Here is a 13,045-nt window from a genome sequence, read left to right as displayed (position 1 = left end):
GGTTATGACGAACATCGAAAACGACACGCCGGTCGAAGACGGCCAGGCCGAAGACATCGCCCCCGAAGCTGCCGTCGATGCGCAGGACGAGACCGCAAAGCTGACGGAACAGATCGCCGCGTTGCAGCAGGATGTGCTTTACGCACGCGCCGAGACGCAGAACGTGCGCCGCCGCGCCGAAAAGGAGGTCGCCGACGCGCATGCCTATGCGTCGACCAAATTCGCGCGCGACATCCTGTCGGTCGCCGACAATCTGGGCCGCGCGCTCGCTGCGCTGACCGACGAGCAGCGTGAGGATGCCGCGATCAAGCCGCTGATCACCGGCCTCGAGGCGACCGAGCGTGAGCTGCTCGGCGTGTTCGAACGCAACGGCATCACGCGCATCGCCGCGATCGGCCTGCCGCTCGACCCGAACCAGCATCAGGCGATGCTCGAAATTCCGAGCGACAAGGCGCCGGGCACGATCGTGCAGGAAATGCAGGCGGGCTATATGATGAAGGACCGGCTGCTGCGCCCCGCGATGGTCGGCGTGGCGAAGAAACCGGACTGAGCGAAAACCCTCTCCCCTTGTGGGAGAGGGATACGAAGGCTTGGCGACTCGACGCCTAGCTGGAGTTGGGTGAGGGGCCAAAGCATCGCGGCAAACGCCCTCACCCGCTGCGACTAGCGAATAAATTCGCAAGTCTCGCTACCCTCTCCCACAAGGGGAGAGGGAATTACGCCGCTTTCCGCTGCTTCGCCAGCTTCTTGAGCAGCATGTCGCGCTTCAGCTTCGACAGATGGTCGATGAAGAGAATGCCTTCCAGATGGTCGTGCTCGTGCTGGATGCACGTCGCCATCAGCCCGGTCATGCGTTCGCGGTGCTTGTTGCCGTCCTCGTCCTGCCAGTCGACGGTGACCTCGGCGGGGCGCGTCACTTCGGCATATTGTTCGGGGACCGACAGGCAGCCCTCCTGATAGATGCTGTGATCTTCGCTCTCGTCGGAGAAGACTGGGTTGATGAAGACGCGCGGGGTGCGGATCAGGGCCTTGCCCTCTTCATCCTCGGGATCGGGTTCCTGCAGGTCGATCACCAGAATGCGCTTCGGCACCCCGACCTGGATCGCGGCTAGCCCGATACCGGGGGCGTCGTACATTGTCTCGAACATGTCGGCGACCAGCGTCTTGAGCTCGGCGTCGAAGGTCTCGACGGGCTTGGAAATGACGCGCAGCCGCGGATCGGGGGTCTCTATGATGGGTAGGATGGCCATGGATGCGAGGTATGATCGCGCGGGCGCGGGGTCAAGGGGCTGGTGGGGCTTCGCATTCGAGGATCAATTCGTCGGTTGGGATGACATAGCCGCCGAACAAACAGTCTGGTTCCTGACAACCACCGGCAATCGCCCAATCTTCATACTGCTTCATTGACTTCCGGCCAGATACCACCGCTTCCCCGTCCGCTTTCTGCAGCGTAAATTCGATCATCCGGCGATCGAACTTTCCTTTCTCATTTTCCGAGAGCGACTCTTTGCGGACATATGCTCGTTGCCACTTGTCGAGCTTCCCGACACAGTGGTTTGCAGCCAGCTTGCGCTCAAGCTTGGCAATTTCCGTTTCATCCGGCTGGAAGTCTGCAGTGGATGAACACGCCGAACAAGCGACCATCACCGCCACAGAAAATTTACTCTTCAACTCGCTTCTCCGTACTAACCCACCGGCCGCCTTGCCCGAAGCGCCTGCGCCAGCGTTCCCTCGTCGAGATAATCGAGCTCGCCACCGACCGGCAATCCATGCGCCAGTTGCGTCAACCGCACCGGATAGCCATCAAGCCGCTCGGCCAGATAATGCGCCGTCGTCTGGCCCTCGAGCGTCGCGTTCATCGCGAGCACCACCTCGTCGATCCCGCCCGCCGCGACGCGTGAGACGAGGGCGTCAATGCTGAGATCCTGCGGGCGCACTCCTTCCAGCGCCGACAACCGCCCGCCGAGCACATGATATTTGCCGGGAAAGAGCCGTGACTTGTCGAGCGCCCAGAGGTCGGAGACTTCCTCGACGACGCAGAGGCTGCGCGCATCGCGGCGCGGGTCGGCGCAGATTGCGCACGGGTCCTGCGTATCGACATTGCCGCAGATGCCGCACGTCACGAGACGTTCGGACACCGTCTGAAGCGCCGCGAGCAAGGGCGCAAAACTGCTCTCGCGCTTCTTCATCAGGTGCAGCACCGCGCGCCGCGCCGAACGCGGGCCGAGCCCCGGCAGGCGGGCGAGTTGCTGGACGAGCGCTTCGATTTCCGTGGAGGCCATGGAGCGGTGGTAGTGGGCCAGCTCGTCCCCCGCAACATTCGTCATTGCGAGCGAAACGAAGCAATCTCCCGCCATCGTCCTTGCACCGCACCCCATCCTCCGCCAAAGGCCGCACCCATGCGTATCGCCTTTATGGGAACGCCGCCCTTTGCGGTGCCGACGCTCGCCGCGCTTCATGCTGCGGGGCATCAGATCGTGGCCGTCTATACGCAGCCGCCGCGGCCGGCGCAGCGCGGCAAGAAATTGCAGCAGAGCGCGGTGCATCGCTGGGCCGACGCCCATGGCCTGCCCGTCCGCACCCCGAAGAGCCTGAAAAATGGCGAGGCGCAGGCCGAATTCGCCGCGCTCGACCTCGATATCGCGGTCGTCGCGGCCTATGGCCTGATCCTGCCACAGGCGATCCTCGACGCGCCGCGCGAAGGCTGCCTCAACGTCCATGGCTCGATCCTGCCGCGCTGGCGCGGCGCGGCGCCGGTGCAGCGCGCGATCCTCGCGGGCGATGCCGAAACGGGCGTGACGATCATGCAGATGGACATCGGGCTGGATACCGGCGCGATGCGGCTGATCGAGACGACGCCGATTACCGGCAAGACGGCGGGCCTGCTCACCGACGAGCTCGCCGAAATGGGCGCGCTGATGATGGTGAAGGTGCTGGGCGATCTGCGCGCCTTTGCGCCCGAGCCGCAGCCCGATGCAGGCGTCACCTATGCGGCGAAGATCGACAAGGGTGAGGCGCGGCTCGATTTCCTGACCAGCGCGGTGCAGGTCGAACGACAGGTGCGTGCGTTCAACCCGATGCCGGGGGCTTTCTTCGAGTTGGGCGGCGAGCGCTACAAGATCCTGGCGGCCGAGGTTGTGCATCCTGCGGATACGGTCGCGGGCGCGGTGCCGGGTGTGACTCTGGACGACGCGCTGACGGTCGCGTGCAACCCGGGTGCGGTGCGCGCGACGCGCGTACAGCGTGCGGGCAAGCCGGCAATGGACGCGGGCGAGCTGCTGCGCGGCCGTGCGATCCCGAAGGGCACGCGGATCGCATGACGCGCTTTGCCCTCACCATCGAATTCGACGGCCGCCCTTTCATGGGTTGGCAACGGCAAAGCCATGGTCCGAGCGTCCAACAGGCGCTGGAAGACGCGGTCAAGCGCATCACCGGTGAGAACACGCCGGTGCACGGCGCGGGGCGCACCGATGCCGGGGTTCATGCGATCGCGATGCGCGCGCATGTCGACATCGAAAAGGCGATCCAGTCCTTTCGCCTGATGGAGGCGCTGAACGCGCAGCTTCGCCCTGCCCCGGTCGCGGTGCTGGCCTGCGCCGAGGTCGCCGACGACTGGCACGCGCGCTTTTCGTGCATCGGGCGCGCCTATGAATATCGCATCGTCAACCGCCGCGCGCCGCTGACATGGGACAAGGGGCTGTCGTGGCAGTTCGCCAAACCGCTCGATGCCGAGGTGATGCACGGCGCGGCGCAGGTGCTGGTCGGACAGCATGATTTCACGACCTTCCGCTCGGTCCATTGCCAAGCCGAAAGCGCGGTGAAGACGCTCGACCGGATCAGCGTCAGCCGCCATGGCGACGAAATCATCATCGAAACAGCGGCACGCAGCTTTCTGCACCATCAGGTGCGTTCGATGGTCGGATGTCTCAGCATGGTCGGCGAAGGCAAATGGTCGGCGCGCGATCTGAAGGCGGCGCTCGATGCGGCGGACCGCTCCGCGCTGGGGCTGAATGCGCCGCCCGATGGCCTCTATTTCGTCGAAGCGCGCTATCCCTGACCCCCTTCCTAAGCCTCGTCATTGCGAGGAGCCGGAGGCGACGACGCAATCTCCAGCTATCGATGCGGCGGGGCGATCGCTGGAGATTGCTTCGCTGCGCTCGCAATGACGTGAACGAAAAAGGGCGGCCCCGCGGGACCGCCCTTTCCTGTTTCGTCCGGAACGAAAGGCTCAGACGGCCTTTTCCAGATAATATTTCGGCGCATGCTCGTTGAGGATCTGAAGGATTTTCGCCTGCGCGGTCTTTTCGTCGCTCTCTTCCATCGCGCCCAGTTCGCGCGCGAGGCGGCTCGACGCCGCTTCGAAGATCTGACGCTCCGAATAGCTCTGTTCCGGCTGATCGTCGGCGCGGAACAGGTCGCGGGTCACTTCGGCGATCGACACGAGGTCGCCCGAGTTGATCTTGGCTTCATATTCCTGCGCGCGGCGCGACCACATGGTGCGCTTGACCTTCGGCTTGGTAGTCAGAACCTGAAGCGCTTCCTTCAGCGTCTTGTCCGACGACAGCTTGCGCATGCCGACTCCTTCGGCCTTGTTCGTGGGAACGCGAAGCGTCATCTTTTCCTTTTCGAAGCGCAGAACATAGAGTTCCAGCTGCATTCCGGCGATTTCGGACTTTTGAAGCTCGATGACGCGCCCCACGCCATGCTTCGGATAAACGACATAATCACCGACTTCGAACAAGAGCGTGCTTGCAGACATGCAATTTCCTTTCCTGGCCTTGCCGGCGAACTGGGAAGCGCAAAAAGCCGAGTGCATCCTGCCCTTATCGAAAAGGTGGATCGGCGATTTTGGGCGGCGCTAGCCAGTCACAGTGGCAAGGGATATGGCTCCATACGGACGCCCTCAGTTGCCCTTGCGCCCCGGCGGGCAGAGGCAAACTGTCGACGTGTTGATATTTATTATAACAGAGTCGCAACAAAATTGCCACCCCTTCCACGGAAAACCGTGGCTCACCGGGTTGACGACGATTCCGGTCCGTTTCACCTTGAGACGGAGTTCAAGATGGGAAGGATGTTATGAAGGATCAAGTCTGGTGGGTAACCGGCGCGTCATCGGGAATCGGCGCGGCGCTGGCGCGCGAACTTTCGGCGCGCGGCGCGCGGCTGATCCTGTCGGGGCGCAATGTCGCGGCGCTGGAGGCGGTCGCAAGGGATTGCGGCCCCGGCACGATGATCCTGCCGTTCGAGGCCACCGACTATGCCGCGCTGCCGACGCTGGCCGACGAGGCATGGGACTGGTGCGGACGAATAGACGGGCTGGTGAACAACGCCGGCATCTCGCAACGCAGCCTGGCGGTCGATACTGATTTCTCGGTCTATCAGAAGATCGTCGATGTCGACCTGCTCGCCCCGATCGCCCTCACCCAGCAATTGCTGCCTCGGATGATCGCCGGCGGCGGCGGACAGATCGTCGCGATTTCTAGCGTCGCGGGCATCGCCGGCGTGCCGCTGCGCAGCGCCTATTGCGCCGCGAAGCACGGCTTGATCGGCTATCATGACAGCGTGCGCGCGGAAAATGAGCATCTGGGGCTGAAGGTGCTGGTCGTTGCGCCGGGGTCGGTCCAGACGAACGTCAGCCGCAATGCGCTGAATGCCGATGGCAGCACCCGAGGCGAGAGCGACAAGGCGATCGACAACGGCCTGTCGCCGGATTTCGCCGCCAAGCAGATTCTCGACGCGGTCGCGACGGGCACGCGCGAACTGGTGGTCGCCGAGGGCGCCGAGGCCGCGATCCCGGCGCTACGGCGCGGCGATCCCGACGCGCTGTTCGACCGGATGAGCGCGATGGTGCAGGCGGGCTATGCGCAGCAGATGAAGGCGCAGCGATAAGACACAACCCCGAAAGAAAAGGCCCCGCCGGATCGCTCCGACGGGGCCTTTTTCTTGCCCTAGAGGGGGCGCGGGTCAGACCGCGCCGTGCGCCAGTGCCGCGAGGAGCAGGATCGCCACGATGTTGGTGATCTTGATCATCGGGTTCACCGCCGGACCTGCGGTATCCTTGTAGGGATCGCCGACGGTGTCGCCGGTCACCGCGGCCTTATGGGCTTCGCTGCCCTTGCCGCCGTGGTTGCCGTCTTCGATATATTTCTTGGCGTTATCCCATGCGCCGCCGCCCGAGGTCATCGAGATGGCGACGAACAGCCCGCCGACGATCACGCCGAGCAGCAGCGCACCGAGCGCTTCGAGCGCCGCCGCCGGACCGGCCACGCCGCGGATGACGAAATACACCACGATCGGCGCGAGTACAGGCAGCAGCGACGGAACGATCATTTCCTTGATCGCCGCCTTGGTGACGAGGTCGACCGTGCGCGCATAGTCGGGCTTGCTTTCATAGGTCATGATGCCCGGGTTGTTCTTGAACTGCTCGCGAACATCCTTGACGACCTCGCCCGCCGCGCGGCCGACCGCGGTCATGCCGAAAGCACCGAACAGATACGGCAGCAGCGCGCCGAGCAGCAGCCCGACGATGACATAGGGCGACGACAGCGAGAAGGTCAGCGGCTCGGTCAAACCGAGCTTGGCCGAATATTCGGTGATGTCGGCGGTGTAGGTGCCGAACAGCACCAGCGCCGCGAGACCCGCAGACCCGATGGCATAACCCTTGGTCACCGCCTTGGTCGTATTGCCCACGGCGTCGAGCAGATCGGTCTTTTCGCGAACCGAATCGTCGAGGCCTGCCATTTCGGCGATGCCGCCGGCGTTGTCGGTGACCGGACCATAGGCATCGAGCGCAACAACCATGCCGGCGAGCGCCAGCATCGCGGTGGCGGCGAAGGCGATGCCGATGATGCCCGCGATCTGATAGGCGATGACGATGCCCGCGCAGATGACGAGCGTCGGCAGCGCGGTCGATTCAAGACTGATGGCAAGGCCTTGGATCACATTGGTGCCATGACCCGTTTCCGAAGCCTTGGCGATTGAGCGCACCGGGCGATAGTTGGTGCCGGTGTAATATTCGGTGATCCAGATGATCAGTCCCGTGATGACGAGCCCGAGCAGCGAGCAATAGAACAGATCCCAGCCGTTGAAAGCCTGGCCGGTAACCGCGGTATCCATGTCGCCCTTGAGCACATAGCTGGTCGAGAACCAGATCGCCGGGATCGAGAGGACCGCGGTGACGAGAAAGCCCTTGTACATCGCGCCCATGACATTCTTGCCGCCGCCGAGGCGGACGAAATAGGTGCCGATGATCGACGTGATGATGCACGCGCCGCCCATCAGCAGCGGCAGGCTCATCAGCGGCAGCAGCTGGTCGCCCGCGCTCTTCAGCAGCAGCGCGATCAGCACCATGGTGGCGCCGACGGTGACGACATAGGTTTCGAACAAGTCGGCGGCCATGCCGGCGCAGTCGCCGACATTGTCGCCGACGTTATCGGCGATCACCGCAGGGTTGCGCGGATCATCTTCGGGAATTCCGGCCTCGACCTTGCCGACCAGGTCGGCGCCGACGTCGGCGGCTTTGGTAAAAATACCGCCGCCGAGACGCGCGAAGATCGAGATAAGCGACGCGCCGAACGCGAGCGCGACGAGCGCGTCGACGACGGTGCGATCGTCACCGCCGACGGTGTAGCCACCGGGGCCGGTCAGATAATAGAAGAAGAGCGAAATCGCGAGAAGCGCGAGCCCAGCCACCAGCAGGCCGGTGATCGCGCCGGCGCGAAACGCCATGGTCAGACCCGCCTGCAGCCCGGTTTGCGCCGCGGCCGCGGTGCGGACGTTCGCCTTGACCGAGATATTCATGCCGACGAAGCCGGCGACGCCCGACAATATGGCGCCGATCAGGAAGCCCGTGGCGGAAACTTCGCCGAGGAACCACCAGACAAGGACGGCGACGACGACGCCGACGATGGCGATGGTACGATATTGGCGGCCCAGATAGGCCTTGGCGCCTTCCTGAATGGCGGCCGCGATTTCCTGCATCTTTTCGTTACCCGCCGATGCCCTGAGCACCTGCTGCGAGGTAATCCACCCATAGAGCACGGCCAAAAAGCCGCACCCTATCGCGATCAAAACCGGATTCATGCGTGTCTCTTCCTTCCCCATTGAGAAGGGCGAACGCAGAGATAACAGTCGAACGTCCGACTTATTGTTGCCGGCTCGCTCTCTCCCCTGATGCGACCGCCCCAAATTTGGACGCGGAAGTTATGGGAATAAAGAAAGCCGAGGGCAAGCCCGCACTTTTGGCTATTTTCCGCGCTTCTGGCGGTTAATGTGTGAAACCGAGACGCTCGGGAAGCGCGATCCGCTGTGCCCTGTGAATCAGGGTCAGCCCCTCGCCCACCCCCGCATGACCGACCGGCGTGACGGCGAGCCCGAGCCCGGCCGCTATCTCGCGGATCGCTCCCGCCTTGCCAGGGTCGGCCGCGAAGAGCAGTTGATAATCATCGCCCGCGCTCGCCGCTGCGAGCCGCGTATCGAGGACGTCGGGACGCACCGCAAGCAGCGCCGCCGACAGCGGAATCGTCTCGATCATCAATGTGACGTCGCAGCCGCTGGCGGCCGCCATGCGGCCGGCATCGATGAGCAATCCGTCGGATACGTCCATCATCGCATGGACATGCGGAACGAGCGCCTGTCCCAGCGTTAGCTGCGGTTGCGGCCGGCTGTAGGCGGCGAGACAGGTTTCGTTTGCCTCGATCTCGCCGAGCCGCATCGCGAGCCCGACCCCCGCATTGCCGATCGAGCCGCTGACCCAGAGCTGGTCACCGGGCCGCATTCCGGCGCGCGAGGGAGCACCTTCGGCCGGGGCACGGCCGATTGCGGTAAGGCCGAAGCTGCGCGGCGCGCCCGCCGGAACGCTGACGGTATCGCCGCCGAGCAGCGGCAAGGCGTACCGACGCAGCACGATATCGAGACCGTCCGCGAACGCCGCGTCCCAAGCGACGTCCGCCCCGAGGCTGTAACCGAGCAGCACCCCGACAGGCACCGCGCCTTTTGCCGCGAGATCGGAGAGATTCACCGCGACGATTTTCCAGGCCACATCCTGCGGCCGTTCGTCGGGAAGAAAATGGATGCCCTCCACGATCATGTCGTGGGTCAGGACGAGGTCGCCCAGAACCGCCGCATCGTCTGTGAGCCCGCGCGCGGCGGGATCGGTGGCGATTTGCCGGAGGCGGGCGATGAAATCGGTTTCGCTCATTGCGAAAGGCGTAGCGAATACCGTTACGGTATAAAAGATACCGATCCTGTCTGTGCCGCAGGCATGGGGAGGTGGCAGCGCCCTTCGACTGCCTTGCAAGCGCTCGGGATAAACTGCGCCTTGGTGCAGCGCTGACGGAAAGGCGATAGCACGGCCCCTCCACCACGCGCTATGCGCGCAGTCCCCCTCCCCACCGTTTCGCGGCAGGGAGGATTTAATGGCTACTTCCGGACGTCCTTGCCGATCGCATCGAGCAGGCCATTGGCGAACCCGGCCTCGCGAGTATCGAAAAAGGCTTTCGCCACATCGACATATTCGCTGACCACCGCGCCGACCGGCACGTCGCTGCGGGCGAGCAATTCATAGGCGCCGGCGCGCAGAATCGCCTTCATCGTGCGGTCGAGCCTGTCCATCGTCCAGCCGCTGGCAAGCCGCGCCGTGATCGCGGCATCGACCTCTTCCGACCGCGCGAGCGCGCCCTTCACGAGATCGTCGAAGAAGGGAACGTCGGCGTCTGCATATTCGGCATCCTCGATGGTCGCGCCGATACGGTGCTGATGGAACTCGTGGACGAGCTGCGCGACCGGCGTGCCTTCCATCTCGTGCTGATAGAGCGCCTGCACGGCGGCAAGGCGGGCGGCGGAGCGGGATTGAGCGCGTTTGTTCATGGCTTCTCTGCTTTAGCTTAATTCGTCATCCCGGCGAAGGCCGGGATCTCGTCGGCGCGTCAATACGCCAGGTCGAGATTCCGGCCTTCGCCGGAATGACGAAGATTGGGGTTCAAAGGCTGTCTTTACTCAATCTGTTGGCGACGCTGAGCGCGTGGGCGGGCAGCCCTTCAGCCCCGGCAAGCGCGACCGCGGCGGGGCCGATCGCGGCAAGGCTGGCTTCGTCGAGCGCAAGAAAGCTGGTGCGCTTCATGAAGTCTGTGACCGACAGCCCGCTCGAAAAGCGCGCACGGCGTCCGGTTGGGAGGACATGGTTCGGACCCGCGACATAGTCGCCGATCGCTTCGGGGGTCTGGCGGCCGAGGAAGACCGAGCCGGCATGACGCACCTTCGCGAAGAGCGCGTCGGCCTCGGCCGTATCGACCGCGAGTTCGAGATGTTCGGGCGCGAGCCGGTCGCAGAGCGGGATCGCATCGGCGAGCGTCGGCACGACGATCACCGCGCCATTGGCGCCCCAGCTTGCGCGCATCGTGTCTGCGGTACTCAGCGTCGGAATGACATGCGCGACCGCCGTGACGACAGCATCGGCAAACGCAGCATCGTCGGTGAACAGGATCGACTGGCTGGTCGGATCATGCTCGGCCTGGCTGAGAAGATCCGCCGCGATGATCTGCGGCTCGTTCTTCGCGTCGGCGACGACAACGATCTCGCTCGGCCCCGCAACCATGTCGATCCCGACGACGCCGTAAAGCTGGCGCTTCGCCTCGGCGACCCACGCATTGCCAGGGCCGGTGACGACGTCGACCGGGGCGATCTGGTCGGTGCCATAGGCCAGCGCCGCAACGGCCTGGGCCCCGCCGACACGCCAGATTTCATCGACCCCACCGATATGTGCGGCCGCCATCACCACCGGATTGGTCTCGCCACCCGGCGTCGGAGTCATCATCACGATGCGCTCGACCCCCGCGACCTTCGCGGGAATGATGTTCATCAGCACCGAGGACGGATAGGCGGCCCGTCCCCCCGGCACATAGACACCGGCGGCATCGACGCCGCGCCAGCGCGCGCCGAGCCGTGCACCCGCCGCATCGCGATAGTCGCGGTCCTCGGGAAGCTGCGCCGCGTGATAGGCGCGGATACGGTCAGCGGCGAGGTTCAGCGCAGCGCGCAGTTCGGGCGCCAGCGCCTCATAGGCGGCGGCGCAATCCTCTTTCGAGATGCTCCATCCGCTGGCGTCGAGGTCGAAGCGGTCGAATTTCGCGGTATAGTCGACGAGCGCAGCGTCGCCCCCGTCCTTCACGCGCGCGATAATGGCCGCGACGTCGGCGGACACGTCAGACGCGCTTTCGCGCCGATCATTGACCAGCGCGTCGAACTCGGCCGCAAAGCCGGGCGCCGAGGCATCAAGCCGCCGCATCACCCACCGCCTGACGGAATTTCTCGACCAGCGCGGGCACTTCGGCCGAGCGCAGCTTGAACGCCGCGCGGTTGACGATCAGCCGCGCCGAAACTTCGCTGATGATCGTCTGCTCGGCGAGTGCGTTCTCGACAAGCGTGCGGCCGGTCGAAACCAGATCGACGATGTGCGAGGCGAGCCCCAGCTTCGGCGCGATCTCCATCGCGCCGTTGAGCTTGATGCATTCGGCCTGGATGCCCTGCCCCGCGAACCAGCGGCGCGTCGTCGCGGGATATTTGGTCGCGACGCGGATGTGGCTTTCACCGATTCCCGGCGGCGCGCTGCCCTCCGGCCCCGCGAGCGAGAGGCGGCAATGGCCGATACCGAGATCGACCGGTGCGTAGAGCTCCGAATAGTCGAACTCGTCGACGACGTCCGACCCGACGATGCCGAGCTGCGCGGCCCCATGTGCGACGAAGGTCGCAACGTCGAAAGCGCGGACGCGGATCAGCGAAATATGCGGCTGGTTCGTCCCGAACACCAGCGCGCGGCTCTTCTTGTCGAAGAAGTCCGCCGACGGCTCGATCCCGACGCGCGCGAGCAACGGCAGCGCCTCGTCGAGGATGCGTCCCTTGGGGATGGCAAAGATGATCGGTTCGGGCATAAGCACCGCGCCCATAAGCGGCGACGGGAGAAAGGGCAATGAGCGAGCGTTACGAGTTCATCGACATCAACGCCACCGGAGCCGCGGCGGTGCGAACCGCCTTTGCCAATCAGGTCGCCTATTGCCGCTCCAGCGGTGCGCCCGTGACGGCGCGGGTTGTTGCTGCGCTTGCAACGCTGCTCGACAAGCCCGCCACCGAATTCGCGCGCCGCATGGCGGACTGGACCGGGGCGCCGTTGGCCGACGCGCTGCCGCTGCGCGCGGCGGGCGGGCTGCATGCGCTGCATCTGTCCGGGGCGGTGCCCGCGCTCGCGCCCATCTATGCCGATGCCGAGGATATCAACGACGCGACGATCGTCGCTGCCATCGTCGCGCAGCATGAAGCGGCGCTGCTGCCTTGGCTCGACGGGCCGCCGCAGACCAACGAGGCGGCGCGGTCGTCGAACTTCATCGCCGCGATGCTCTGGCTCGCCGAACAGGGGCTTCCAGCGCGGTTTGATTGCCTCGAGATCGGTTCGAGCGCGGGGATAAACCTGATGATCGACCGCTATCATTATGATCTTGGCGGGGTGCAGGTTGGCCCGGTGCCGGGCGCGATTGCCTTCAAGCCCGAATGGGAAGGTCAATATCCGCCGCAGCTGCCGATCGAGATCGCTGGCCTGAAAGGCTGCGACGTCGCACCGGTCGATCTGACCGATCCGGCGCAGGCGCTTCGGCTCAAGGCCTATATCTGGCCCGAGCAGGCCGAACGCTTCGCGCGGCTGGAGGCGGCGATCAAGGCCGCGCACGAACGAAAACCCGCTCTGGTCCGCGCCAACGCCGCCGATTTTGTCGAGGCCGAACTCAAGAAGCCGCAGGCCGCGGGGACGACCCGCGTGCTGATGCATTCGATTGTCTGGCAATATGTTCCCGAGGATCAGCAGATGCGAGTGACGACGGCGATGGAAGAGGCCGGCGCCGAAGCCACTGCCGAGCGCCCGCTGGCTTGGATCTCGCTCGAAGCCAATCGCGCGGCGCATGTCCACGAACTGGTCGTTCGCCACTGGCCGGGCGGCGAAGCCGGGCATACGCTGGCCCAGTCGCACCCGCATGGCGCATGGATCGGATGGAAGGGCTGA

At 64.7% G+C, this 13,045-nt stretch carries 14 protein-coding genes; 5 read left to right on the top strand and 9 right to left on the bottom strand.

Annotated features, from left to right (window positions below; all coding sequences use genetic code 11):
- Window positions 1-4: 4 nt before the first annotated feature.
- Window positions 5-550: a nucleotide exchange factor GrpE gene (grpE, locus tag ACQY80_RS12925; protein ID WP_428680272.1), complete on the top strand. Its 546-nt coding sequence runs from the start codon at window positions 5-7 to the stop codon at window positions 548-550.
- A gap of 166 nt (window positions 551-716) precedes the next feature.
- Here the strand turns inward: grpE and def are convergent, their stop codons facing one another.
- From def to recR, 3 genes are read right to left on the bottom strand one after another with little or no spacing between them, the layout of a single operon-like run.
- Window positions 717-1,250 carry a peptide deformylase gene (gene def, locus ACQY80_RS12920; protein WP_428680270.1) on the bottom strand — a complete coding sequence of 178 codons (534 nt, stop codon included), beginning with the start codon at window positions 1,248-1,250 and terminating at the stop codon, window positions 717-719.
- A gap of 31 nt (window positions 1,251-1,281) precedes the next feature.
- Window positions 1,282-1,671, bottom strand: a complete 390-nt coding sequence (locus tag ACQY80_RS12915; protein ID WP_428680267.1) for a hypothetical protein — start codon at window positions 1,669-1,671, stop codon at window positions 1,282-1,284.
- 14 nt (window positions 1,672-1,685) lie between these two features.
- Window positions 1,686-2,282, bottom strand: coding sequence for a recombination mediator RecR (gene recR, locus ACQY80_RS12910; protein WP_428680265.1), 597 nt, complete (start codon window positions 2,280-2,282; stop codon window positions 1,686-1,688).
- A 117-nt stretch (window positions 2,283-2,399) separates the two neighbouring features.
- Between recR and fmt the strand changes: the two genes are divergently transcribed.
- The gene (fmt, locus tag ACQY80_RS12905; RefSeq protein WP_428680262.1) at window positions 2,400-3,320 is read left to right on the top strand and encodes a methionyl-tRNA formyltransferase; all 921 of its coding nucleotides are present in this window, start codon (window positions 2,400-2,402) and stop codon (window positions 3,318-3,320) included.
- Window positions 3,317-4,057, top strand: coding sequence for a tRNA pseudouridine(38-40) synthase TruA (truA, locus tag ACQY80_RS12900; RefSeq protein ID WP_428680259.1), 741 nt, complete (start codon window positions 3,317-3,319; stop codon window positions 4,055-4,057). Before fmt ends, truA begins: the two co-directional genes overlap by 4 nt.
- A gap of 171 nt (window positions 4,058-4,228) precedes the next feature.
- Here the strand turns inward: truA and ACQY80_RS12895 are convergent, their stop codons facing one another.
- Window positions 4,229-4,759, bottom strand: a complete 531-nt coding sequence (locus tag ACQY80_RS12895; protein WP_428680257.1) for a CarD family transcriptional regulator — start codon at window positions 4,757-4,759, stop codon at window positions 4,229-4,231.
- A gap of 317 nt (window positions 4,760-5,076) precedes the next feature.
- Here ACQY80_RS12895 and ACQY80_RS12890 point away from each other — a divergent pair, with 317 nt between their 5' ends.
- The gene (locus ACQY80_RS12890) at window positions 5,077-5,889 is read left to right on the top strand and encodes an SDR family NAD(P)-dependent oxidoreductase (RefSeq protein ID WP_428680254.1); all 813 of its coding nucleotides are present in this window, start codon (window positions 5,077-5,079) and stop codon (window positions 5,887-5,889) included.
- A gap of 75 nt (window positions 5,890-5,964) precedes the next feature.
- Here ACQY80_RS12890 and ACQY80_RS12885 read toward each other — a convergent pair whose 3' ends face one another.
- From ACQY80_RS12885 to hisG, 5 genes are all read right to left on the bottom strand, one after another.
- Entirely contained in the window at window positions 5,965-8,082 is a 2,118-nt protein-coding gene (locus ACQY80_RS12885) for a sodium-translocating pyrophosphatase (RefSeq protein ID WP_428680252.1), read from the bottom strand.
- Between the two features lie 184 nt (window positions 8,083-8,266).
- On the bottom strand, window positions 8,267-9,199 hold the full coding sequence (gene thiL, locus ACQY80_RS12880) for a thiamine-phosphate kinase (protein ID WP_428680249.1): 933 nt from the start codon (window positions 9,197-9,199) through the stop codon (window positions 8,267-8,269).
- A 221-nt stretch (window positions 9,200-9,420) separates the two neighbouring features.
- The gene (gene nusB, locus ACQY80_RS12875) at window positions 9,421-9,867 is read right to left on the bottom strand and encodes a transcription antitermination factor NusB (protein ID WP_428680247.1); all 447 of its coding nucleotides are present in this window, start codon (window positions 9,865-9,867) and stop codon (window positions 9,421-9,423) included.
- A gap of 112 nt (window positions 9,868-9,979) precedes the next feature.
- Complete coding sequence (gene hisD / locus ACQY80_RS12870; RefSeq protein ID WP_428680244.1) at window positions 9,980-11,284, bottom strand: histidinol dehydrogenase; 1,305 nt, start codon at window positions 11,282-11,284, stop codon at window positions 9,980-9,982.
- Entirely contained in the window at window positions 11,271-11,927 is a 657-nt protein-coding gene (gene hisG, locus ACQY80_RS12865; RefSeq protein ID WP_428680241.1) for an ATP phosphoribosyltransferase, read from the bottom strand. Before hisG ends, hisD begins: the two co-directional genes overlap by 14 nt.
- Window positions 11,928-11,965: 38 nt before the next feature.
- On the opposite strand from hisG, the gene ACQY80_RS12860 reads away from it, so the two are divergent.
- Window positions 11,966-13,045 (top strand): DUF2332 domain-containing protein, encoded by a 1,080-nt coding sequence (locus tag ACQY80_RS12860; RefSeq protein ID WP_428680240.1) that lies wholly within the window; start codon window positions 11,966-11,968, stop codon window positions 13,043-13,045.

Source organism: Sphingopyxis sp., assembly GCF_965279755.1.
Taxonomy (GTDB): domain Bacteria; phylum Pseudomonadota; class Alphaproteobacteria; order Sphingomonadales; family Sphingomonadaceae; genus Sphingopyxis.
The sequence above is the reverse complement of the archived record's forward strand: the minus strand, read 5'-3'. Positions and strand labels throughout refer to the sequence as shown.